20 protein-coding genes and 1 pseudogene are annotated in these 20,238 nt (G+C 61.7%); 2 read left to right on the forward strand and 19 right to left on the reverse strand.

All coding sequences use genetic code 11. The features are described 5' to 3' along the window. Positions 1-44 precede the first annotated feature (44 nt). The 6 genes from rpsI to eccCa all read right to left on the reverse strand — a co-directional run bounded on the left by rpsI (position 45) and on the right by eccCa (position 7,094). The gene (rpsI, locus tag I6J72_RS09130; protein ID WP_115021172.1) at positions 45-581 is read right to left on the reverse strand and encodes a 30S ribosomal protein S9; all 537 of its coding nucleotides are present in this window, start codon (positions 579-581) and stop codon (positions 45-47) included. Continuing rightward, positions 581-1,024, reverse strand: a complete 444-nt coding sequence (gene rplM / locus I6J72_RS09135; RefSeq protein WP_010189505.1) for a 50S ribosomal protein L13 — start codon at positions 1,022-1,024, stop codon at positions 581-583. Before rplM ends, rpsI begins: the two co-directional genes overlap by 1 nt. 418 nt (positions 1,025-1,442) lie before the next feature. Further along, on the reverse strand, positions 1,443-1,730 hold the full coding sequence (locus I6J72_RS09140) for a WXG100 family type VII secretion target (RefSeq protein WP_039673789.1): 288 nt from the start codon (positions 1,728-1,730) through the stop codon (positions 1,443-1,445). Positions 1,731-1,784: 54 nt separating this feature from the next. Continuing rightward, positions 1,785-2,102, reverse strand: a complete 318-nt coding sequence (locus I6J72_RS09145) for a WXG100 family type VII secretion target (protein WP_204098968.1) — start codon at positions 2,100-2,102, stop codon at positions 1,785-1,787. Positions 2,103-2,284: 182 nt separating this feature from the next. Then, on the reverse strand, positions 2,285-3,385 hold the full coding sequence (locus I6J72_RS09150; RefSeq protein WP_204098969.1) for a type VII secretion-associated protein: 1,101 nt from the start codon (positions 3,383-3,385) through the stop codon (positions 2,285-2,287). After that, positions 3,375-7,094 (reverse strand): type VII secretion protein EccCa, encoded by a 3,720-nt coding sequence (eccCa, locus tag I6J72_RS09155; protein ID WP_204098970.1) that lies wholly within the window; start codon positions 7,092-7,094, stop codon positions 3,375-3,377. Before eccCa ends, I6J72_RS09150 begins: the two co-directional genes overlap by 11 nt. A 129-nt stretch (positions 7,095-7,223) precedes the next feature. Between eccCa and eccD the strand changes: the two genes are divergently transcribed. Together eccD and I6J72_RS09165 are read left to right on the forward strand one after the other, a co-directional pair. Beyond that, the gene (eccD, locus tag I6J72_RS09160) at positions 7,224-8,531 is read left to right on the forward strand and encodes a type VII secretion integral membrane protein EccD (protein ID WP_204098971.1); all 1,308 of its coding nucleotides are present in this window, start codon (positions 7,224-7,226) and stop codon (positions 8,529-8,531) included. Between the two features lie 23 nt (positions 8,532-8,554). After that, positions 8,555-9,499, forward strand: a pseudogene (locus tag I6J72_RS09165) (S8 family serine peptidase); the annotation flags it as partial. A 154-nt stretch (positions 9,500-9,653) separates the two neighbouring features. On the opposite strand, the gene eccB reads toward I6J72_RS09165, so the two are convergent. From eccB to secY, 13 genes are all read right to left on the reverse strand, one after another. Further along, positions 9,654-10,940: a type VII secretion protein EccB gene (gene eccB / locus I6J72_RS09170; protein ID WP_204098972.1), complete on the reverse strand. Its 1,287-nt coding sequence runs from the start codon at positions 10,938-10,940 to the stop codon at positions 9,654-9,656. Positions 10,941-10,995: 55 nt separating this feature from the next. Next, positions 10,996-11,853, reverse strand: a complete 858-nt coding sequence (truA, locus tag I6J72_RS09175; protein WP_039673774.1) for a tRNA pseudouridine(38-40) synthase TruA — start codon at positions 11,851-11,853, stop codon at positions 10,996-10,998. Positions 11,854-11,868: 15 nt separating this feature from the next. After that, entirely contained in the window at positions 11,869-12,702 is an 834-nt protein-coding gene (locus tag I6J72_RS09180) for a trimeric intracellular cation channel family protein (protein ID WP_204098973.1), read from the reverse strand. 101 nt (positions 12,703-12,803) lie between these two features. Next, positions 12,804-13,334 (reverse strand): 50S ribosomal protein L17, encoded by a 531-nt coding sequence (rplQ, locus tag I6J72_RS09185; protein WP_204098974.1) that lies wholly within the window; start codon positions 13,332-13,334, stop codon positions 12,804-12,806. 77 nt (positions 13,335-13,411) lie between these two features. Further along, positions 13,412-14,422 (reverse strand): DNA-directed RNA polymerase subunit alpha, encoded by a 1,011-nt coding sequence (locus tag I6J72_RS09190; RefSeq protein ID WP_039673770.1) that lies wholly within the window; start codon positions 14,420-14,422, stop codon positions 13,412-13,414. A 69-nt stretch (positions 14,423-14,491) separates the two neighbouring features. Then, a complete protein-coding gene (rpsD, locus tag I6J72_RS09195; RefSeq protein ID WP_039673768.1) occupies positions 14,492-15,097 on the reverse strand; it encodes a 30S ribosomal protein S4 in 606 nt (201 codons plus the stop codon). A 21-nt stretch (positions 15,098-15,118) separates the two neighbouring features. Beyond that, positions 15,119-15,523 (reverse strand): 30S ribosomal protein S11, encoded by a 405-nt coding sequence (gene rpsK, locus I6J72_RS09200; protein ID WP_039673766.1) that lies wholly within the window; start codon positions 15,521-15,523, stop codon positions 15,119-15,121. Between the two features lie 3 nt (positions 15,524-15,526). Beyond that, entirely contained in the window at positions 15,527-15,895 is a 369-nt protein-coding gene (gene rpsM / locus I6J72_RS09205) for a 30S ribosomal protein S13 (protein WP_039673764.1), read from the reverse strand. A gap of 186 nt (positions 15,896-16,081) precedes the next feature. After that, positions 16,082-16,300: a translation initiation factor IF-1 gene (infA, locus tag I6J72_RS09210; protein WP_003854422.1), complete on the reverse strand. Its 219-nt coding sequence runs from the start codon at positions 16,298-16,300 to the stop codon at positions 16,082-16,084. Between the two features lie 301 nt (positions 16,301-16,601). Next, complete coding sequence (locus tag I6J72_RS09215) at positions 16,602-17,393, reverse strand: L,D-transpeptidase (RefSeq protein ID WP_204098975.1); 792 nt, start codon at positions 17,391-17,393, stop codon at positions 16,602-16,604. 37 nt (positions 17,394-17,430) lie between these two features. Continuing rightward, entirely contained in the window at positions 17,431-18,228 is a 798-nt protein-coding gene (gene map, locus I6J72_RS09220; protein ID WP_204098976.1) for a type I methionyl aminopeptidase, read from the reverse strand. An 11-nt stretch (positions 18,229-18,239) separates the two neighbouring features. Beyond that, the gene (locus tag I6J72_RS09225; RefSeq protein WP_204098977.1) at positions 18,240-18,785 is read right to left on the reverse strand and encodes an adenylate kinase; all 546 of its coding nucleotides are present in this window, start codon (positions 18,783-18,785) and stop codon (positions 18,240-18,242) included. After that, positions 18,785-20,110 (reverse strand): preprotein translocase subunit SecY, encoded by a 1,326-nt coding sequence (secY, locus tag I6J72_RS09230; protein ID WP_204098978.1) that lies wholly within the window; start codon positions 20,108-20,110, stop codon positions 18,785-18,787. Before secY ends, I6J72_RS09225 begins: the two co-directional genes overlap by 1 nt. Between the last annotated feature and the right edge of the window lie 128 nt (positions 20,111-20,238).

Raw genomic sequence — 20,238 nt, forward strand, 5'->3', positions numbered from 1 at the left:
CAATAAAGGAAGCAGCGGCTTTCGGAAAATGCAGTAAGCGAAGATTAACGCTTGGAGTACTGCGGGGCACGACGTGCCTTGTGCAGACCAGCCTTCTTGCGCTCCACGGCACGAGCGTCACGGGTGAGCAGGCCAGCCTTCTTGAGGGCCGCACGGTCAGCCGGGTTGTAGACGTTCAGTGCGCGGGCAATAGCCAGACGCAGGGCGCCGGCCTGACCGGTCGGGCCACCACCATTGACGGTGACCTTGATGTCGAACTGGCCATCACGCTCAAGGATGGTCAGCGGCTGCAGGATGTCCTGCTGATGCAGCTTGTTCGGGAAGTACTCGTCAAAGGCACGGCCGTTGACGGAGATGTTGCCAGAACCAGCAACGAGGCGAACACGAGCGATGGCGCGCTTACGGCGTCCAACGGTCTGGATCGGGCCTTCGTGGATAGCCGGAGCAGCGGTCTCAGCCTCTGCCTCGGTCTCCGGTGCCAGGGAATCACCAATGGTGTTGGTGAACTCTTCGGTAGCGGCGGTTGCTGCAGCGATGTCGGCAGCGTCGGCTACGTTGTTGTCGATGTTCTGCTCGGTCATTACTGTGCCACCTGCTTAAACTCAAAGGTTTCCGGCTTCTGGCCGGCGTACGGGTGCTCCTCGCCCACGAAAACGTGCAGCTTCTTAATGGAGGCGTTGGAAAGCTTGTTGTGCGGCATCATGCCCTTCACAGCTTCCTCGATAACGCGGACCGGGTTGGCGTCCAGGGACTGACCAAGGGTCATGGACTTCAGGCCGCCCGGGTAACCGGAGTGACGGTAGCGCATCTCGCGCTCGCGCTTGTTGGAGGAAATGTGGATCTTGTCCGCATTAAGGATGATGATGTGGTCGCCGCAATCAACGTTCGGTGCGTACTGGGGCTTGTGCTTACCGCGCAGCATGTCAGCAACGGTGGAAGCGAGCTTGCCCAGAACCACGTCGGTAGCGTCGATGACGTACCACTTGCGGGTGATGTCACCGCTCTTCGGGTGGAAAGTAGACAAAATGACTCCTTGAAAGTCTGTCTCGGAACTGCCGGCCATCGCTATGTAAGCCCATACGCGGATACCTACAGCGGCCGGTGGGGACCTGCAGTCCGCGCGCACCCAACAAAGGATGCGGACACATAGGTGTTTCACCTTAGTACGCAGCAGGTTAAAAACCCAAAACGCCGATATCGCCCCCCGCCAACGTTTCCCCGCCCTGTGAATGGGCATGGGGGAATCAGGGGAAGAAACGTTGACGAGAAGCGATACCGGCGCCTTTCGCACAGCAAGCAGTGTTTCCCACGCACGAGGTGATGGTGGTGCGTCCAGCTTCTCCTCGTCCCTTATCCACGCCATTCACCGCTCACGGTTATGAATGAATGATGAAGAAGGGTGCTTGGGCCTGCCTGCCGCGAAAGACGTCGAGCCAGACCGCTTAGCCCCAGCTAGCGGCAGCGCGGCGGTTGACGTCACTCATGTTGTCATTGCCCTGCGAGACAGTCTGCGAGATGGTGGCGAGCACGGTGTTGAGCTCCGCGGCTGCCTTGTCCCACTTGGCCTGCGCAGCGTTGTAGGCGGTAGCACTTTCGCCTTCCCAGGTGGAGACCATGGGCTGCAGGGTGGACTTAAGGTCACCGAGAAGGCCATTGATGCGGCCGGAGGTGGAGTTGATGTCAGCGGCGGCACCGGCAATGGCGCCAAACTGGTACTTGATTCCAGACATGAAGTGTTCCTTGCGTGTAGTTCGGTGGATAGATAGTGGTTATTCAGTGCGTCGCTAGAGGGCCAGGCCTGCGCCGCCGACATTGTCGAAGGACTGGGCGTTGTCAGCCTCAACCGAATCAAAGTTGCGAGCGTTGTCGCGGATATTTTCGCTGATGGAGGTCAGGGCCTCACACAGCTGCTGCGCGGAGGTGTTGTAGCGCTGCATCAGGTTGTCGAAGGACACCTGTGCGCGGCCCGACCAGCTGGCGCGGACCGAATCCACCACGCCCTGCAGGCGGGTGAGCTCTCCTTGAACTTCATCATTGGTGGAGTCAACGCGGCCGGCAGTGGCCACCATGACGTCGGCTTCAGTGCGGAAAGTTTGAGTCATAGTATTTAGTCCCTTTCTGTATCCCTTCGTGGGGCCAATCCCTTCAGTGCAAGGGCTTTTAGTTCGTGAATCTGTCCCCCGAGAAGCACCCTGTTGTCCTTCTCATCTTTATTGGACTGAAGCTGCACCCCATCGGTTCCCAGCCCTTCCAAACTTTTTATTTTTTCTTCGATTAGCTTGTGCTATTCCTTCTTGACCAGCGATTCTGCCGCCATACGGCAGGCGGCTTTCTGCACTACGTTGGGCTCAAACTTGGTGTGGCATCCCACCGACATCTGATGGCCTTTGTCTTCCCACATCATCCATGTCACCCGTGAGCCATCACCGGGATCCTCGGTATAGGACAGGCGGCCAGATTCCTCGACTGGGTCGTGCAGCGATGGGTCGGACTCAATCTGCTGTCTGATTTCGTCAAAGAGGACGTCAACAGGCACGTTGAAGAGCGGATCCGCTGCCAGGAGGATACGCAGGTTCGGGTCCTCTCCTGCAGCGGTGACGAGGCCATCCTCCACGCTGGTGCGAAAACCCTGGGGCAAGACCAGGGACATACCCTCGACCTCGATGACCTGCTGCCCCGGACGCAACTGCTGACTGCCAGAATCCTTTTCGGAAGAATCCTGAGTATCAGCGGTGGCTGTTACTGGCGCCTCCACCGTTGATCTGGGTGATGGCGACCCGCTGGGGACAGCGGTGGCGGTGGCGCCGTCAGTCGACGAGCTCGCCGCAAGGGCTGCGTCTTTACGGCCCACCGCCCACCACGACACCCCAGCTACCAACAGCACCATCACCGCAATGGCGATGTAGAAAGGGTCGATGTCAAGCGGGAACCGTGGGACTGCAGCGCGGCGTGAACGACGCGGCCGAGGCGGCCGCGTTCTGCCAGGTATGAGGTCCGCATCATCGTCGGCATCATCACTATCCTGCAGTGCGCTTCGTCTCACCGGGGGCGGCGGCGCTGGTACGGCTGGGGGTTCAGGTTCCACCACGCTGGCGCCTGCGGCACGCAGCTGGCGGCGCAGAATTGCCACTGCTTCCGTACTTACTTCCGTTCCGGATGGATCGTCGATGATGTCAACGGTGACGTCGGGCCAGTCGGCTCCGCAGATCTTTTCCACCTGGTCAAGGACGGTATCGAGGGCCCATCCTTCAACAATTCCGGTTCCGGGGAGGTCATAGCGGTAGACGGTCTCGGGGCCTTCATAGATGGTCGCAGCATCAAGAACCGTCACCGTCAAGGTCGTCGTTGGGGTGCTGGTGCTGCGCAGCGCGTGGCTAGTAGTCATGATTATCTCCTGAATGAGTCGTGTCTGAATCAGTTATGGGGTCAGCTGGGCTAGATTCGTGCGGCACATACACCTGGGCCAGGCCTTGGGCCGCACCGCGGACTACCCATTGGCCACGTCCTGGCGGCAAGGCGGTGGGTTTGATGCCGAAGATGGCGCCTTCGTCACGGTCGGCGTCGAGAAGCAGCAGCGCCGGCTGCAGATCACGCACGGCAGAGAGGAACTGTCCGAACAGTGCGCGGCCAATGCCGCCGGACTTACGTGCCAGGACCAGGTGTAATCCCACGTCCCGGGCATGCGGGAGAAGTTCCAGCAGGGGCGCGAGTGCAATCTCGCTGACCAGGTCCAGGTCATCGATGACGAGGAAGATCTCAGGGCCATCCCACCAGCTGCGCGCGGCAAGTTGCGCGGGAGTAACCTCCGGGCCGGGCAGGCGCTGTTCCAGGGTGCGGACGGTATCGATAATGGTTTGGGTTGCCGCGCTTGCCGACGCCCCGTACGCCGCCACCATCTCCTCCTCCAGCGTCCCCAAATGTGCGCGGCGCTCGTCGATGACTACCAGGCGCGCCGCTTCTCTGCCCATTCGGCTAATACCCGCCATGATGACGCTGAGGAATTGGGACTTTCCGGCTCCCTGAGAGCCGATGCACACAAGGTGATGCTGCGTCGCCGGATCCCAGGTGAGAACCTCAAGATCCGGGCCACCGATTCCCCATGCGATGCCCCGAGGTGTCACCCCGTCGGCAGGCTGGGGCAGATCGGTGAGAAGCGCAGGCAACATCTTGAGTGCTGGCACGGCTTCTGCATCCGCATGGACTCCGCAGATGTGGGCGATGTCTTGCGCGGAGGTCGACGCGAAAAGGAGGTTCTCCCCCGCCACCGTGATACCGCGCCCAGGCGCGGCCGGAAGCTTCTGCTGCGCTTTGCGGTCAATCAGAGAATCCATGGCCTCGCCCAAACGCAACTCGAGGCGGGCCGAGATGAGGTCACGAATAGACGGGCGCAAACTAGTCCAGCGCGCAGCAGCAATAAGCACGTGGATGCGAGCGGAGGCGCCATCGGCCACCAACTGGGTAATAGGCTCAGACAAGTCCTCAAAATCCGCGCCTGAAGTACCAATGTGGTGCCAGCCATCGACGATGAGGAAGGTGTGGCGTTCTTCCGGCCGGCGGACAAGGCCGGCCACTTCGTCAACGATGCGCCGTACCTTTTCGGGCTCGTCGCGGCCGGCAACTCCCGCCACGTGCGGCAGGCGTTCTAAGACTCTGAGCTGCCCGCCGCCGAGATCGATGACGTAGAAGCGAATCTCTCCTGGCGAGTGGTTCAGTGCCAGGCCAGCGACGATACTGCGCAAGGCCATGGACTTTCCTGACTGCGGCCCGCCGCACAGCGCTAGGTGTCCACCGCCCGTAGTGAAATCCACGGTGAGTGGGTCCTGACGCTGGTGGTAGGGGCGATCGATGAGCCCAACCTCCGCGCGCAGCCCGGCGCGCGTGTCGCTGGCCAAAGCCGCCACGGCAGACAGTTCCACCAGCGGCGGCAGCGGCGGCAGCCAGATACGGCGGGCTGCGTGGCCGCGCTGGGCTGCTTCATCGCGGGCGGCGCCCACCACGGTGGCCAACAGCGTGGTAGAGGAATCCACGAGCATCGTGTATTCCGATTCTTCCTCCGCTGCCTGCCAGCCGTTAAACAGTTCGACGCGCGACACTGCGCGGCTACTCCCCTCGCGCACCACCCGACGCGTGACCGGACCAGAGACATAGGAGGCTTGAAAACGGGTAGGCGCGTCGGCATCGGTCTTGAGGTAGCCCGCGCCGGGTTGGGCTGGCAGGTGGTAGGCATCAGTTACGCCAAGGACTTGGCGGGATTCGCCAGCGGAGAAGGTTTTTAGCCCGATGCGATACGACAAGTGGGAATCAAGACCGCGCAGGCGGCCTTCCTCCAAACGCTGGGATGCCAAGAGCAAGTGCACGTGGAGCGAGCGGCCAAGCCTGCCTACCGCAACAAAAAGTTCAGCGAAATCTGGGTGCTGGCCCAACAGTTCGGAGAACTCATCGACCACAATGACCAACGCAGGAAGTGGGCCGTATTCACTCACTGCGTCGTCAGAGGCGTTGAACTCACCGACGTTGGCAAAGTTGCCGGCCTTACGCAGCAACTCCTGGCGGCGGTTCATCTCACCAGAGATGGCGTCATACATGCGCTCCACCAGGGTGGATTCCTCTTCCAGGTTGGTGATGACCGCAGAAGTATGCGGCAATTCATCACAGCCGAGGAAGGTCGCGCCACCTTTAAAGTCCACGAGGACGAGGTTGAGTTCATCCGGGCTATGCGTGGCGGCAAGAGCGACGACGAGTGTTCTTAAAAGTTCCGATTTTCCACTACCGGTTGCACCGATGCACAGCCCGTGCGGCCCCATGCCTCCCTGGGCGGATTCTTTCAGGTCAAGAAACACTGCCTGCCCGGAGTCGTCTACCCCAATGGGCACACGCAGGCGCTCGGAGGGGGTTCGCCCGTGCCACATTCCGGAGGCAACGAGCTCGTCGACGTCCCGATAACCTACGAGCGCGGGCAAGTCGGCATCGCGCCCATGCCGCGGGGTCGAGCCGGCGTCGCTGCCGAGAGGCCGATGGTAGGGCGCTAGTTGGCGCGCCCACAACAGCGCGCTGGCGGTGTCGATATGCTCGCAGCGCCCTAGGTTCTCCTCGCCCGCGGCGGTCACCACGGAGAGCGCGCTGTCAGTGTGCAGGTAAATGCCTTCTTCCTCGGCTCTTCGGCCCAAAGGCGAATGCGGTGTAACACCCACGGCGAGGGTGACCGTGGGGTGGTTCAGGGGGACGTCGGCAAGCGCGGCGGAACCCAAAGTGGGATCGTCCTCGACGACGCGAATGCAAAAGTGCGCCTGCTCCGGTTCGCGGGTATGCGGCAGCCACTTGAGCCAGTCCCACTCGTTGCCGTCATACTCAATCCCCACGGTCTCTGGGCCGTGGAGCACCGCGAGGTGCAGCAGCATCGCTCGCGCTACCCCCGCGGCATCGTCCCCGGCCAGACCCACGATAGGAAAGGCCTGCAGCTGGATGACCACGGGCATATCCGCCAGCGTTCCCACCGCCCGCACGGTCTGTCGCACGCTCACCGCACAGACCGGATCGAGGTCCTCTGCCGCACCTGAATCCGGCACGGTGATGGGCGTACACAGCGCCATCGGGCCTGTGCCTACCCGCACCTCCAGCGCATCGGGTGCATCGGGTCCTCGTTCCCACAGGCGCGGGCTCGTGATGAGCGCGGCCGCCTGGCGCGGCGTGGGATTGCGGTATTCCTCGTGCGCGCGCTGCGCTTCCCCACGTTCCACGGCCTGTTCCCGCAACGCCTTAAGGTGGCGCAGGTAGGTGCGCCGCGTTTCATCCGGATCCTGACTACCACTTGATGGGTTGAACATCATGGCCATGCTGGCCAGCATCATGAGCGGGAACATCAAGCTCATGGGGCTAATCCGGCGCCCGTCGCCCGCGCCCAGCACCATGAGCGCCACCATGCCCAGCATCGCTGCAATCATGACCAGCGGCATAAGCAGGCGCACGATCGGCACTGGCTGGGCGCGCACAGCCTCGGGCACAGCCTCGGCTTCGATCGTGCCCTGCGGTAGTGGCGGCGCCGGCTCCCGATAAGCTGACGGCCCCGAATCAACGACGCGTGTAGGTACGCGCATGTAAAAGTCCTTCCCCCCGAAGTACTCCACCGCCTCCTTCAGCGGTGGACAGCGTGCCACTAGTAAGCCACAATGAACGGCAATGGGCAAGGGGTAGCCCAGAAATTTTTCTCGGGGGAGGTACTTTCCATGACCCGCGCACTCGCGCATTCCATTCACGTCACCGTCCGCATCCATGCAGGCCAAGCACGCAAAGAGGCAGATATATCCCTGCCCTTATCCGCGAGCGTCGGGGAGGTGCTGGGAGAATTGCTCGTGCTTGTCGACATCCCTCCCGCCCCCATCCTCTGGCGCGCTACGACCGCTTCGGGCAAGGCCGTATCGATGACCGCACCGCTCGACCGCACTCCGCTCGAGGACGGCTCCGTGCTGGTGCTCAGCCCGGAGGAGTCACCGCCCGCCCCGATTGTCCGCGATGCGGCGGAAGCGCTCGCTGCCGATGCACCATCAACTGCTCTGGATGGTCTCGCGGGCGTGTGGGGTTGCGCCGGGATTATCGCTATCGGCGGACTTCTCACGGCTGCACTGTCCCCAACGCTTGGTTGCGCCGCCGCAGCAGTTCTTGCTGTCGTGCTGGCGGTGTGGACGCGGCGCGGTTCGCTGTTGGCCGCAGCGCATATCGCTGCCGGCTTGGCCGGCTGGTCCGGCGTGGGCGGCTCTGACGCCAGCTCTGCGGCGCTTGCCGGTTCAGCTGCAGCACTCGCCATCGTGGCGTTCCTATCCCACCTCCTGCGCGTAGGCGGGCTACGGGCGCGAGCGATAGCCGCGACGTGGTGCGTGCTCGCGGTCATCGGGCTGCTGGGTGCTGCCCCGATCCTCGCCGCAATCCTGGGGCTTCTCGCAGGCGCTCCCCTGCTCACCACGCGACTAGCGGGTCTGCGCGTACCGCAGCTGCCCACCGCCGGTCAAGATTTGAGCATCTCAGACGACGTCCCTACCGATAACGCTGACAAAGCCCGGCGCGCCGGGGAGGCTTATGAAGGAATCGCTGTGGGCTGCGTGCTGGCCGGTATTCCTGCTGTGCTCATCGTCGCGCTCAGTGCACATGACGCGGAGATAGTCAACGCTTCCCAGGCCTTATGTCTGAGTATCGCAGGCGGGGTCATCGTCCATGCAGCACGGCATGCCCGGACCGTGGCTGCCTGGGCACTAGGGCTTCTAGGGGTGGCCGCTGCCAGTGCTGCGGTGGCCGTAGCGGTGCGGGAATGGCAGCTGTTGTCCTCCCCGACAACCACGACGTGGGTACTCAGCGTTGTTGCCGGACTCGTCATTGTGGCGATGCTCTCAGCTCCGATGTGGGCAGGCGCCCTTGCCCACGTGGAGCCGACCACCATCGTGTGGTTCGAGCGGGCTGAGGCCCTCGCATTGGCGGCCTGCTTACCCCTGGCGGCACATGCGGCAGGGCTCTTCGAGTTCATCCGGGGACTGGGCTCATGACAGCGAGCAGACACATCGGGGTGATGGCGCTCAGTGTCGGGCTGCTCTGTGCTGGATCAGCAGTGGATAGCCCGCAGGCTACTGCACGTGAGCCAGATACTGACTGCGCGGAAGCCACTCGTGCGGCACAGGGACCGCAGCCCTCGGCGCAGTATGCGGAGTACCGCTCGCGCCTGCATTCCTTTGCCACGGGCGCTGGGGTAAAAGTCGCAGTTATTGATACCGGCGTGGCCGCCCACCCGCAGCTGCGGGTAACACCTGGGGCGGACTTCGTGACTCCGGAGGAGCCTGACCCCATGCGTGACTGCGACCTGCACGGCACTGTCGTGGCCGGCGTCATTGCCGGACGCGAACTCGGCGTGGCCCCAGATGCGGAAATCTACTCCATCCGGCAGACCAGCGCGCACTATCGGACCTCGCCGCCCGCCGATACAGAAGGCGCAAACGGTCCGAGCGAAGATACTGAGCAATCGGGTTCCGGAACGCTGGCTAGCCTGGCGGCAGCCATTGAGGATGCCGTTGACGCCGGTGCCCACGTCATCAACGTATCCGTCGTCTCCTGTGTGCCATCAGATGCTGCGGCACGGGTCGATCGTTCTGGCTTGGATGCTGCTCTGCAGCGCGCGGAGGATGCTGGGGCGGTGGTCGTGGCGGCGTCGGGAAACGCGACCTCCGGTGGCTGTGAACAAGGAGACGTCGTGTTTCCCGCCGTGGCAGATACGGTCCTCTCCGTCGGTGCCCTGGCCACTCCACACGAACTCGCCGACTATTCCATCGGAGCACCTTTGAGCGCCGAGGGCGACGTGCCCCTTGCTCTCGAACCTGGTGGTGGGTGGGCCACTGCCAAGGGAGACACGCTGTTCCAAGGCACCTCCTTCGCCGCTCCCCTGGTCAGTGGAACGGTTGCCTTACTCACGCAGCGCTACCCCGATGATTCTCCGGCCCAGCTACGCGAGCGCATCATCGACTCGGCAGAGCCAGGCAACGGGGTGGTCGATCCGCTTGCAGCGCTGACCTACCGCCCGCTGGAAAGCGAGAACCCATACCGCGACATCAGCGTGATACCGCACACCCCACCGGCCTCGGCCAGTTGGCCACGAGTCCGGAGGTTGCTGGCGCTTCTTACTTTCCTTCTCCTGGTGGCAGCAGTGAGTGCTCGTGCTTTAAGGCCCCAGCGCGGCTCAGCGCGGAGCCTTCCGGCAACAAGCGCAGAATTTCCCATGGCACCTGTTCCGGCTCGCCAAGCCCCAGGGAACTAAGCTCGGCAGCACCGGCCAGCTCGTGCCGCCTGCCGGTGGATGAGACCACGTGATAGCCGTGCCCGCTATCCACGCCTACCCCTGCCTGCAGGCCAGCAAAGCGTTGTGCTGCCGATTCACCAGGCAGGGCCACCGTAGCGGTAACCGGCTGAGCACTACCTGCGCCATGGTGGTGGGTCGCGCACAACCAACCCTGCTCGGGCGAGAGGAACTCGACGCGGGTGGTGGGAAGGTGGAAGGTTGGTGGGACGTCGCTGAGCGCAGCAACATCCTGGGCCTGCGCGGGGAGCCGCTGAGCACCAACGCCCACGAGCATCTCTGCCTGCGTCGGCGTAATGGCGAAAACTCCTTCTTCCGTACGGGCCCAGAGCTGCTCGCCGGTATCGAGGATTTCCGGCGGCACGGCGGGAAAACTCAGCGGCTCCAGCTCAGCGAAGGCATTGAGCAACTCCGTGGGAACGCTCCACACCGCTGTTTCCGCAGTCATTCCCAAAGCACGGCGCAGCACACGGCCTTGCGTGCTTGTGGCCTCCGGCAGGACGACGCGGCCCTGTCCGGTGAGCAACCACTGGGTTCCATCAGCTTCCGCCAGTGCGGCCTGCTCTTCATCGAAACCCCGCACACCATGATGCGCCATAACTGTCACGGTGCCAACGTGGTTGCTGGACTGCCAATTCTCCCCCTCCGTGGACTCTTCCAGGCATGCCGCCCAAGCCGGTTCCTCTCCTGTCCCGGCCGCCAAAAGATTCGGTGCATCCACAATCCCCAACGGTGTGCCCAGACTGACCTGCTCCAGGAAGGACTCCCCAGCAGCGCTGGGTTCCACCGGTTCGTTGGCGATGAGCCGGGCAGAAGCCAAATTAGCCACCGGGTGGTAGGTTCCGTTGACCAGCGCTAGGAGCTGCCCCTCGGAAGAACGCACGACGGGCGCATCTCCGGGTCGCGGGTCCGGCTGCATCCACGCGATGAGCCCCGAGCCAAGACTCAAGAAGGCTACTGCGGCTACCCCGCCAAGCAAAGCGCGCTGGCGCCTTTTCAATGGATCATGAATCATGCGGATGTCCCCAAACACGAGTCCGTGCTCGAGGCGGCGCAAAAGGAACTTGTGGCCCGACACCTGGGCCTTGGTCGTTGGCAACGCGCGTGCCATGAGAATCCTCCCCCGAATCTGAGCGCCACCCTCCCACGGCGCAGTGGGTTCTAGATTAACCCAACTCGGTATCCTCCGCAGCGCGACGACCACGGGTCATCGCCGCCCGCGCGGCCAACTGGTCCGCATCGGGGTAATCCACGCCCACCAGGCTCAAACCTTGAGCATCAGCAAGCGGGATCTCTGAGGACCGGCTTTCTTCCCGCAGCATATGGGCGGCGAAGTCAACTCCGCGCGAGCCCTCCCCCACCCGCAAACAGCAGCCCACCAACGAGCGCACCATGGACCAGCAAAAGGCATCCGCGGTTACGTGCGCCTCGTAGAGCTGCGGCTCCGCGGGCGTCGACACGTCCTTCCACTCAAAGGCAAGGAGCTCGCGAATGGTCGTGGCGTGCGGCTTCGCCTTGCAGAAAGCCACGAAGTCATTGAGCCCCACCAGCTGATCGGCCGCGGCCTGCATTAGCTCCAGGTCCACTGGCTTGAACCACGTCGCGGTATCGCGTGCGCGAGTCGGAAGTGCACCGCGCGGATGGGTGGTGATGCGGTAGACGTAGCGGCGGCGTAAGGCAGAAAAGCGCGCGTCGAAATCTGCGGGAACTTCGGTGCAGGCGTGGACGCGGACGTCGGCAGGCAGCAACTTGGCCAAGCGCTTCACCAGCTTGGTGGGATCGCCGTCAATGCTGCGCTGTCCCAGCGCCGCCCGTGTGGTATCTAAGTGCGCCACCTGACCGCTGGCATGCACTCCGGCATCGGTGCGCCCAGCCACGGTGAGCTCCACTGGGTGGCGCAGCACCATGCTCAGCTTCTCCTCAACGGTCTGCTGAACAGTGCGCAGGCCGCCCTTCTGCTTGGCCCACCCGTGGAAGTCGGTGCCGTCGTAGGCCAAGTCTAGGCGAAGGCGAACGTTAGTCATGGATGCTGATTCTACCTAGTCGTTGGCATTCCACTCGCGATTGAGTTCCCAATCCTGGGCCGCGTGCTGGCGCTTCGCGCTCTTGCTCACGCCCAGCTTGCTCAAAGCGGCATAGCCAGCCCGCTTGGGGTGCTTTAGATTCTTCTTGGCCTGGCCGGCTTTGTGCTTGGCCTTGCGGGCGCCATCCCGAACAATGCGGGCAGACAAGCGCAGGCGCGGGTCCATGGGTTGTTCGGCTCCCCGGTATTCAAACACCGGCAGCGACCATCCAAAGTAGATCGCAGCCACGCGCAGCGCCAGCGCTAGGCATACCGTCACGACGCCAGCGACCTCATCGCTGAGCCCCAGCTCCATCAATCCCGCATAAGAAAAGGCTGCAAGAACAGAAATGGAGGCGTACAGCTCGGCGGACAAGACCAGCGGGATACGGTCGGACAACAAGTCACGCAAAATACCGCCAAAGACACCGGTCAGCACCGCAGCCACGGCAGCGATAACCAACCCATGGCCATGTTCCAAGGCCTTCTGAGCACCAAGGACACTGAATACCGCAAGGCCCAGGGCGTCGAGAAGCAAGAATACATGCCGGAAATAGTGCATTAGGAAGGACATATAAACCGTGGCGACGGCGGCGGCCACCACGGCCAAGAGGAAGCGCGGTTCCGCCACCCACGTCAACGGGTAGGCGCCCAGCACCATGTCGCGGATCGTGCCGCCGCCCAATGCGGTGACTGCGCCCAACATGATGACGCCAAACAGATCCATCTTTTGCCGGCCAGCGGACAGCGCAGCGGTCATCGCCTCGGAGACGATGCCGATTACGTACAGCACAGTAAACAGCGGGGTCATAGAGTATACGTTCTGGTCGGGGTTATATAGCCCAGAAAGCATAACAAAAGGCCGCAGCCCCACCTAAGGTGGTACTGCGGCCTGGTTAAGGCGAGAGAAGTTTACTTCTCCTCGGACTCCTCAGCAGCGGTCTCCTCGACCTCTGCCTCGGTTGCCTCTGCCTTTGCTTCCTCAGCGGATTCAGCCTCGGCCTCTTCAGCCTTAGCTTCCTCAGCCTCAGCGGCCTTCTTGGAGGCAGCTGCGCGGGTAGCGCGGTTAGCCTCGGAGGTCACGGTCTCCTCGAGAACGAGGGAGATCTGAGACATCGGGGCGTTGTCACCGGTGCGGTTCTCCAGCTTGATGGTGCGGGTGTAGCCACCCTCACGGTTCTCAAACTTCGGTGCCAGCTCGTCAAAGAGGTGGGCAACGACATCCTTGTGCGGGATGAGCTTGAGAACAGCGCGGCGGTCAGCAACGGTGCCGGACTTAGCCTTAGTGATGATCTTCTCGATGTACGGACGAAGAACCTTCGCCTTGGCATCGGTGGTCTTGATTGCGCCGTGCTCGATCAGGCTAGCTGCCAAGTTGCTCAGCAGGTGAGCCTGCTGCTTAGCGGAGCCTCCGAGACGGGCACCCTTCTTAGGGGTTGGCATTGTGTACTCCTCGTGTGCGGATAAATTGAGCGCGCAACGAGCGCTTCACAAGCGCCGTTACGATTCAGCGGAATTCTTTACTCGGAATCCTCAGAAGCCGGGTCCTTGAAGTCACCGGTTTCTGCGTCGTAACCTTCGAGCTGGGTCGGGTCGAAGTCCTCAGGGGTGTCCTTGAGAGCCAGACCCAGGTTAGCCAGCTTGATCTTTACCTCATTGATCGACTTCTGACCGAAGTTGCGGATATCCAGCAGGTCCGATTCGGTGCACTCAGCGAGCTCACCAACGGTGTGGATCTCCTGACGCTTCAGGCAGTTGTAGGAGCGGACGGAGAAGTTCAGGTCCTCGATCGGCATGCTGTAGGCAGCGATGTACTCCGTCTCCTGCGGGGACGGGCCAATCTCAATGCCTTCAGCGGCGGTGTTCAGCTCGCGAGCCAGGCCGAAGAGCTCGACCAAGGTGCCGCCGGCGGAAGCCAGGGCGTCGCGTGCAGAAATCGAGTTCTTGGTCTCGACGTCGATGATCAGCTTGTCAAAGTCAGTACGCTGCTCAACACGAGTAGCTTCGACCTTGTAAGAGACCTTGAGTACCGGGGAGTAGATCTGGTCGACCGGAATACGGCCGATTTCCCCAGAAGTAGCGGCAGCCGGGACGTAGCCGCGGCCACGCTCGACGACGAGTTCCATGTCCAGCTTGGCGGATTCATTCAGGGATGCAATGTGCAGATCCGAGTTGTGGATCTCCACGCCAGCCGGCGGCTGGATGTCACCTGCAGTCACCTCACCCGGGCCCTCCTTGCTCAGGTACATGACCACCGGCTCATCGGAGTCGGAGGACAGGACCAGACCCTTGATGTTCAGGATGATCTCGGAAACGTCTTCCTTCACACCGTTGATGGTGGTGAACTCGTGGAGCACACCGTCAATCTTGATGGAGGTTACTGCTGCGCCCGGGATGGAGGACAGCAGCGTGCGACGAAGCGAGTTACCGAGGGTGTAGCCGAAGCCCGGCTCGAGCGGCTCGATGACGAACTTGGAACGAGACGAGTCGATGAATTCCTCGGTGAGCTGAGGACGCTGGGAAATAAGCATGGAATTTCTCCTTGTCGGCGCCCGCTATATGACGCCGGTAGAAGGGGTAAAGAATCAGATATCGAAAGTTTACTTCGAGTAAAGCTCGACGATGAGCTGCTCCTGCAGCGGGATGTCGATCTGAGCGCGCTCGGGCAGCTGGTGCACGAGGATGCGCAGGGTGTCCGGGACGACCTGCAGCCACGCCGGAACGTTGGCGTCAATCAGGCGATCCTGGGCCTCTTCGAACCATTCCATCTTCTGGGAACGCTCGCGGACATCGATGATGTCGTACTGAGTGACCTGGAAGGAAGGAACGTTGATCTTCTTGCCGTTCACGGTGAAGTGACCGTGGGAGACAAGCTGGCGAGCCTGGCGGCGGGTGTTGGCCAGACCAGCACGGTAGATCACGTTGTCAAGACGGGACTCGAGCAGGACAACGAGGTTGTCACCGGTCTTGCCCGGGAGGCGGTTAGCCTCAGCGTAGTAGCGACGGAACTGACGCTCGAGCACACCGTAGGTGTACTTTGCCTTCTGCTTCTCCTGGAGCTGCAGCAGGTACTCAGATTCCTTGATGCGGTTGCGGCCAGCCTGTCCCGGAGGGTACGGGCGGCGCTCAAATGCCATATCGCCGCCGACCAGGTCGACGCGCAGACGGCGGGATACGCGGGTAGCGGGGCCAGTATAACGAGCCATTGTTTTACCTCTTCCTTTCCCTTAAACCTTGCGGCGCTTGGTCGGACGGCAGCCGTTGTGCGGCTGAGGGGTGGCATCCGTAATCGAGTTAACCTCGAGGCCTGCTGCCTGCAGGGAACGGATGGCGGTCTCGCGGCCGGAGCCCGGACCCTTGACGAATACGTCAACCTTCTTCATGCCGTGGTCCATTGCCTTGCGGGCAGCGTTCTCAGCGGCCATCTGGGCTGCGAACGGGGTGGACTTACGGGAACCCTTGAAGCCAACGTGGCCAGAGGATGCCCAAGAGATGACAGCTCCATGCGGGTCCGTGATGGACACGATGGTGTTGTTGAAGGTGGACTTGATGTAAGCGTGGCCAGCGGCCACGTTCTTCTTTACGACGCGACGACCACCACGGCGCGCGCCGGAACGAGTCTTCGGTGGCATGTTTTACTTCTTCTTTCCTGCGATCGTCTTCTTCGGACCCTTACGCGTACGAGCGTTGGTCTTGGTGCGCTGACCACGTACAGGCAGGCCACGGCGGTGGCGGATGCCCTGGTAGCAGCCGATTTCAATCTTGCGACGGATGTCAGCCTGAACCTGACGGCGGAGGTCACCCTCTACCTTCCAGGTAGCTTCGATAACGTCACGCAGCGCCGACAGCTGGTCATCATCCAGGTTGTCGGTGCGCAGGTCGGGAGAAATGCCGGTCTTTTCCAGCAGTTCCTTGGCACGGGAAGGCCCGATGCCGTAGATGTAGGTGAGAGCAACCTCCATGCGCTTATTGCGCGGGAGGTCAACACCAGCTAGACGTGCCATGTGGCTAGTCCTTTCGGGTTGTTACGATGGTTTTCTCCTCATCCGTCCCCCACCACGCATACGCTTCGCCCCGGGCCGAGCCGGGGATTCAGTGGGCATGCTTAGCAGTGCAGGCTCAGGCCATCGCAGCCTGAGGTAGAAAGGGGCGCATCAAGTGCGTCCCGTGGATAAGGAGGCTTACTGTCTTTACTTGTAGCGGTAGACGATGCGTCCGCGGGTCAGGTCGTAAGGAGACAGCTCTACAACAACGCGGTCCTCCGGGAGGATGCGGATGTAATGCTGACGCATCTTGCCAGAGATGTGTGCAAGAACCTTGTGTCCGTTGTCGAGCTCGACGCGGAACATTGCGTTAGGCAGGGGTTCGACGATGCGACCCTCAACCTCGATTGCGCCTTCCTTAGCCATAACCTCTACTTTTCTGGTGAACGTTGAAAGTACGCCGCGCTTGGCGACGTCCCCATCTTCACCTGCATGTTTGATGTCTACTGCCTGGTGTTTTCTGCACGCGCTTCAACGTTGTGAAGCACCACGTGCAGACACCAGCTCTCAAGCATACGCTGCGATAACGCTATTTCCAAATGTCGCTAGCGCAGAGCACAGCAGATAGGCCCCACGACACGCCGAAAGCCCGCCACCCCATTGAGGTGACGGGCTTGAGAGGGGGTAGAGCTCCTCTCACGCGTTGTCAAGAGGAGCCTCACAACGCTTAGTAAATGAAGACCTTGGAACCGACCGGCACATCATTCCAGAAGCGCACCGCGTCCTGGTGGGTCAGACGAACGCAGCCATTGGACTGATACGCCGGGGAGCCCTCGTGGAAGGCGTGGCCATTGTTGGTGAAGTACATGGCATACGGCATCGGAGCGTTGCCGAACTCCCAGGAAACCTCATCCTTGATCTTGCGGTTGATGTAGAAGGTACCGGCCGGGGTCTCTTCGCCCGGCTTACCGCTGGACATACCCTGCGCAACGTAGGTGACATTGCCGTTGCCGTCCTGCAGCCAGGTGCGGCGGCCGCCGCGGTCCACACAGATACGTGCATCTGCCGGGCACGGGCCGGTATCGAAACGCTGTGCCTTGCGCTCTGCCTCAGCCTTGCGTGCAGCTTCCTCAGCTGCGGCCTTTTCACGAGCAACCTGCTCAGCGTGAGCGCGCTCTTCGGCTTCGCGGGCAGCGCGGATCTCCGCGTTCTTCTGCTCGATGAGACCCGGGAAGACCAGCTCGATGGCGCCGTCAATGACGGGGCGGAGGGCATCGGCTGCCTGCGGGTTAGAAGCTCGAAGGGACTCGAGAATATCGTTGCGGGACGTCCATGCGCTCTCTCGCGTTTGGCCCAGGAAGCTATCGACCTGAGACTGAACGTCAGAGGACAAGGTATCGAACGACGGGGCGGTCTGCGCGTTGGCAACAGGGGCGGTCAGAAGAGAGACGGACACGAGGCCCGCTGCGGCTGCTCGGCGTAGGGAACGAGCACCAGAGTGGGAACGAAGTTTAGACATGGCAAGAAGTATAAACCTTTCCGCCATAAATTCCTACCTATGCGTAGCGCTGGGTCAGGATTCGGGGACCATTCTCCGTGGCCGCCACGGTGTGCTCCCAGTGAGCCGCGAGGGAGCTATCTAGGGTGACGACCGTCCAGTCGTCGTCAAGCACGGCGTTGTCTTCCGTGCCTAGGGTAAGCATCGGTTCAATGGCCAGCACCGAGCCTTCTTGAATGATAGGGCCGCGGCCAGCTTTACCTTCATTGGCCAGGTAAGGCTCTTCATGCATCTCTCGCCCGATACCGTGGCCGCCGTAGCCGTCCACGATATATAGGTCGACGCCGAATTTATCCTCAGCAGCGTAGGTGGCCTGCTCAAGAGCCGCGGACACATCGGTAAGACGGTTGCCCGGGACCATGGCCTTGAGGCCCTCGTGGAGGACCCATTCGGTGGCGTCGGTAAGCGCCTGAGCCTCAGTGCTGAGCTTTCCGACGCCAAACGTCCACGCGCTGTCCCCTACCCAACCATCGAGGGTGGCGCCGCAATCGATGGAGATAAGGTCACCGTCGCTAAGGACGATTTCGCTACTGGGGATACCGTGGACAATGACCTCGTTGACGGACGCGCAGATAGAACCCGGGAAGCCGCCGTAGCCCTTGAACGTGGGCACGGCACCGGCATCACGAATGGTCTGCTCAGCCACCTCGTCGAGCTCCAGCGTGCTCACCCCCACAGCGGCGGCAGCACGCACTGCCTGCAGAGCACGGCCAACGATTTCGCCGGCTGCCTGCATGGCATCGAGCTCGCCCGGGGTACGGGCAGGCATGGTCCTCGTGCGTCGTCGAAAAGCCATAGCGAAGGGAGCTACTTGCCCATCGCCGTGAGCGCGCGCTCGTTGATCTCCTCGACGGAGCCTTCAGCCTGGATCGGGATGATGGCCTCGCCGTAGTGCTCGATGAGCGGGAAGGTCTCCTCGCGGTAAACGCCGAGGCGGGTACGGATGGTCTCCTCAGTATCGTCAGCGCGACCGCGGGCGAGCATGCGCTCGACGACGACATCCTCAGACACCTCGAAGTTGAGAACGCCATCGAGCTTGAGGCCCTTGTCGGCGAGCAGCTTCTCCAGAATGTCTGCCTGCTCAACGGTGCGCGGGAAACCATCGAGAAGGAAGCCGTCCTGAGCGTCATCCTCGTTGAGGCGATCCTCAACCATACGAGCGGTGACATCCGTCGGCACCAGCTTGCCGGCGTCGATGTAGGACTTAGCCTCAACACCGAGCGGAGTTCCTTCACCAATGTTGGCGCGGAAGAGGTCACCGGTGGAGATGTGCGGGACGCCGAGCTTCTCGCTGAGGAGAGCAGCTTGGGTGCCCTTGCCGGCACCGGGAGGGCCAAGGAGTACGTAACGCATTACTTAAGCAGTCCTTCGTAGTTGGATTGTAGGAGCTGGGACTCGATCTGCTTGACCGTGGTCAGAGCAACCGAGACCATAATGAGGATGGCGGTACCACCGAACGCGGAGGTGCCGCTGGCACCCGCGCGGCCGATGCCCAAGTCCAGAAGAATATTCGGCAGGACGGCGATGAGTGCCAGGTAGATCGAGCCGACGAACAGCAGGCGGTTCATGACGAAGCCCAAGTATTCGGCGGTCGGTCGGCCCGGGCGGATACCCGGGATGAATCCACCATACTTCTTCATGTTGTCCGCCTGTTCAGCCGGGTCATACTGAACGGAGACATAGAAGTAGGAGAAGAAGATGGTCAGTACGAAGTACAGAACGATGTACTGCCAGGAGCTCGGCGCCTGCAGGTGAGCAATGACGTTGCGCTGCCACCAGTTATCGGACACGCCCGGGGAGCCAGAGTTCACGATCTGAGTGATAAGCACCGGCATGTAGATAAGCGAGGACGCGAAGATAACCGGGATAACACCGGCCTGGTTAACCTTGAGCGGCAGGTAGGTGGAGGAACCACCGTACTGGCGGCGGCCCACCATACGCTTGGCGTACTGCACCGGGATGCGGCGCTGGCCCTGCTCGATGAAGGTAATACCGACAACCAGGATGATGAGGCCAGCAACGACCATGGCGAAGACCAGGCCGCCGTTGTTCTGCATAATGCTCACGCCGTCAGTTGGCAGGCGGGTAGCAATACCAGCGAAAATCATCAGGGACATACCGTTACCGATGCCCTTTTCGGTAATGAGCTCACCCATCCACATCACGAGGACAGCACCTGCCGTCATGGTGATGACGAGGACGATGAGGGTGAACAAGTTGCGGTCCTCCACCAGGACGCGCACGCCTTGACCCAGCAGCTGCTCGCGGTCCGCCAGAGCCACGATGCCGGCCGACTGCAAAAGCGCCAGCGCCAAGGTGAGGTAACGCGTGTACTGCGTCATCTTGGCCTGGCCTGACTGGCCTTCCTTCTTCAACTGCTCGAAGTGCGGAATGACCACGGTCAGCAGCTGCACGATGATGGACGCCGTAATGTACGGCATGATGCCGATGGCGAAGATGGACAGCTGCAGCAGCGCACCACCGGAGAACAGGTTAATCACCGAGTAGAGGTTGCCGGATTCTTCCGTCAGCTCGCGAAGACGACCAGCGATGGTGGCGTAATCGACGCCCGGGGACGGGATCTGCGCGCCAACGCGGTAGAGGATAATCAACACGATGGTGAAGATGATCTTCTTACGTAGGTCGGCGTCTTTGAAAGCCTGCAAAATGGCGGACACTACTAAATCCTCCTGGCCTACCGCGCTTAAAATGCGGGCCGAAACTGCCGCGCACGGAGGTGGAACTCATCTGTTCCTACTGCATGAGAGCCCTTTCAGGCACGTCATAGGAACGGTTGAACACTTTT

Source organism: Corynebacterium sp. FDAARGOS 1242, assembly GCF_016889985.1.
In the GTDB taxonomy this organism is placed as follows: domain Bacteria; phylum Actinomycetota; class Actinomycetes; order Mycobacteriales; family Mycobacteriaceae; genus Corynebacterium; species Corynebacterium minutissimum_B.

Excerpts from the sequence above, each read along its gene's own strand:
- rpsI (WP_115021172.1), bottom strand. The coding sequence starts at position 581 with ATGACCGAGCAGAACATCGACAACAACGTAGCCGACGCTGCCGACATC.
- I6J72_RS09140 (WP_039673789.1), bottom strand. The coding sequence starts at position 1,730 with ATGTCTGGAATCAAGTACCAGTTTGGCGCCATTGCCGGTGCCGCCGCT.
- I6J72_RS09145 (WP_204098968.1), bottom strand. The coding sequence starts at position 2,102 with ATGACTCAAACTTTCCGCACTGAAGCCGACGTCATGGTGGCCACTGCC.
- I6J72_RS09150 (WP_204098969.1), bottom strand. The coding sequence starts at position 3,385 with ATGACTACTAGCCACGCGCTGCGCAGCACCAGCACCCCAACGACGACC.
- eccCa (WP_204098970.1), bottom strand. The coding sequence starts at position 7,094 with ATGCGCGTACCTACACGCGTCGTTGATTCGGGGCCGTCAGCTTATCGG.
- eccD (WP_204098971.1), top strand. The coding sequence starts at position 7,224 with ATGACCCGCGCACTCGCGCATTCCATTCACGTCACCGTCCGCATCCAT.
- eccB (WP_204098972.1), bottom strand. The coding sequence starts at position 10,940 with ATGGCACGCGCGTTGCCAACGACCAAGGCCCAGGTGTCGGGCCACAAG.
- truA (WP_039673774.1), bottom strand. The coding sequence starts at position 11,853 with ATGACTAACGTTCGCCTTCGCCTAGACTTGGCCTACGACGGCACCGAC.
- I6J72_RS09180 (WP_204098973.1), bottom strand. The coding sequence starts at position 12,702 with ATGACCCCGCTGTTTACTGTGCTGTACGTAATCGGCATCGTCTCCGAG.
- rplQ (WP_204098974.1), bottom strand. The coding sequence starts at position 13,334 with ATGCCAACCCCTAAGAAGGGTGCCCGTCTCGGAGGCTCCGCTAAGCAG.
- I6J72_RS09190 (WP_039673770.1), bottom strand. The coding sequence starts at position 14,422 with ATGCTTATTTCCCAGCGTCCTCAGCTCACCGAGGAATTCATCGACTCG.
- rpsD (WP_039673768.1), bottom strand. The coding sequence starts at position 15,097 with ATGGCTCGTTATACTGGCCCCGCTACCCGCGTATCCCGCCGTCTGCGC.
- rpsK (WP_039673766.1), bottom strand. The coding sequence starts at position 15,523 with ATGCCACCGAAGACTCGTTCCGGCGCGCGCCGTGGTGGTCGTCGCGTC.
- rpsM (WP_039673764.1), bottom strand. The coding sequence starts at position 15,895 with ATGGCACGTCTAGCTGGTGTTGACCTCCCGCGCAATAAGCGCATGGAG.
- infA (WP_003854422.1), bottom strand. The coding sequence starts at position 16,300 with ATGGCTAAGGAAGGCGCAATCGAGGTTGAGGGTCGCATCGTCGAACCC.
- I6J72_RS09215 (WP_204098975.1), bottom strand. The coding sequence starts at position 17,393 with ATGTCTAAACTTCGTTCCCACTCTGGTGCTCGTTCCCTACGCCGAGCA.
- map (WP_204098976.1), bottom strand. The coding sequence starts at position 18,228 with ATGGCTTTTCGACGACGCACGAGGACCATGCCTGCCCGTACCCCGGGC.
- I6J72_RS09225 (WP_204098977.1), bottom strand. The coding sequence starts at position 18,785 with ATGCGTTACGTACTCCTTGGCCCTCCCGGTGCCGGCAAGGGCACCCAA.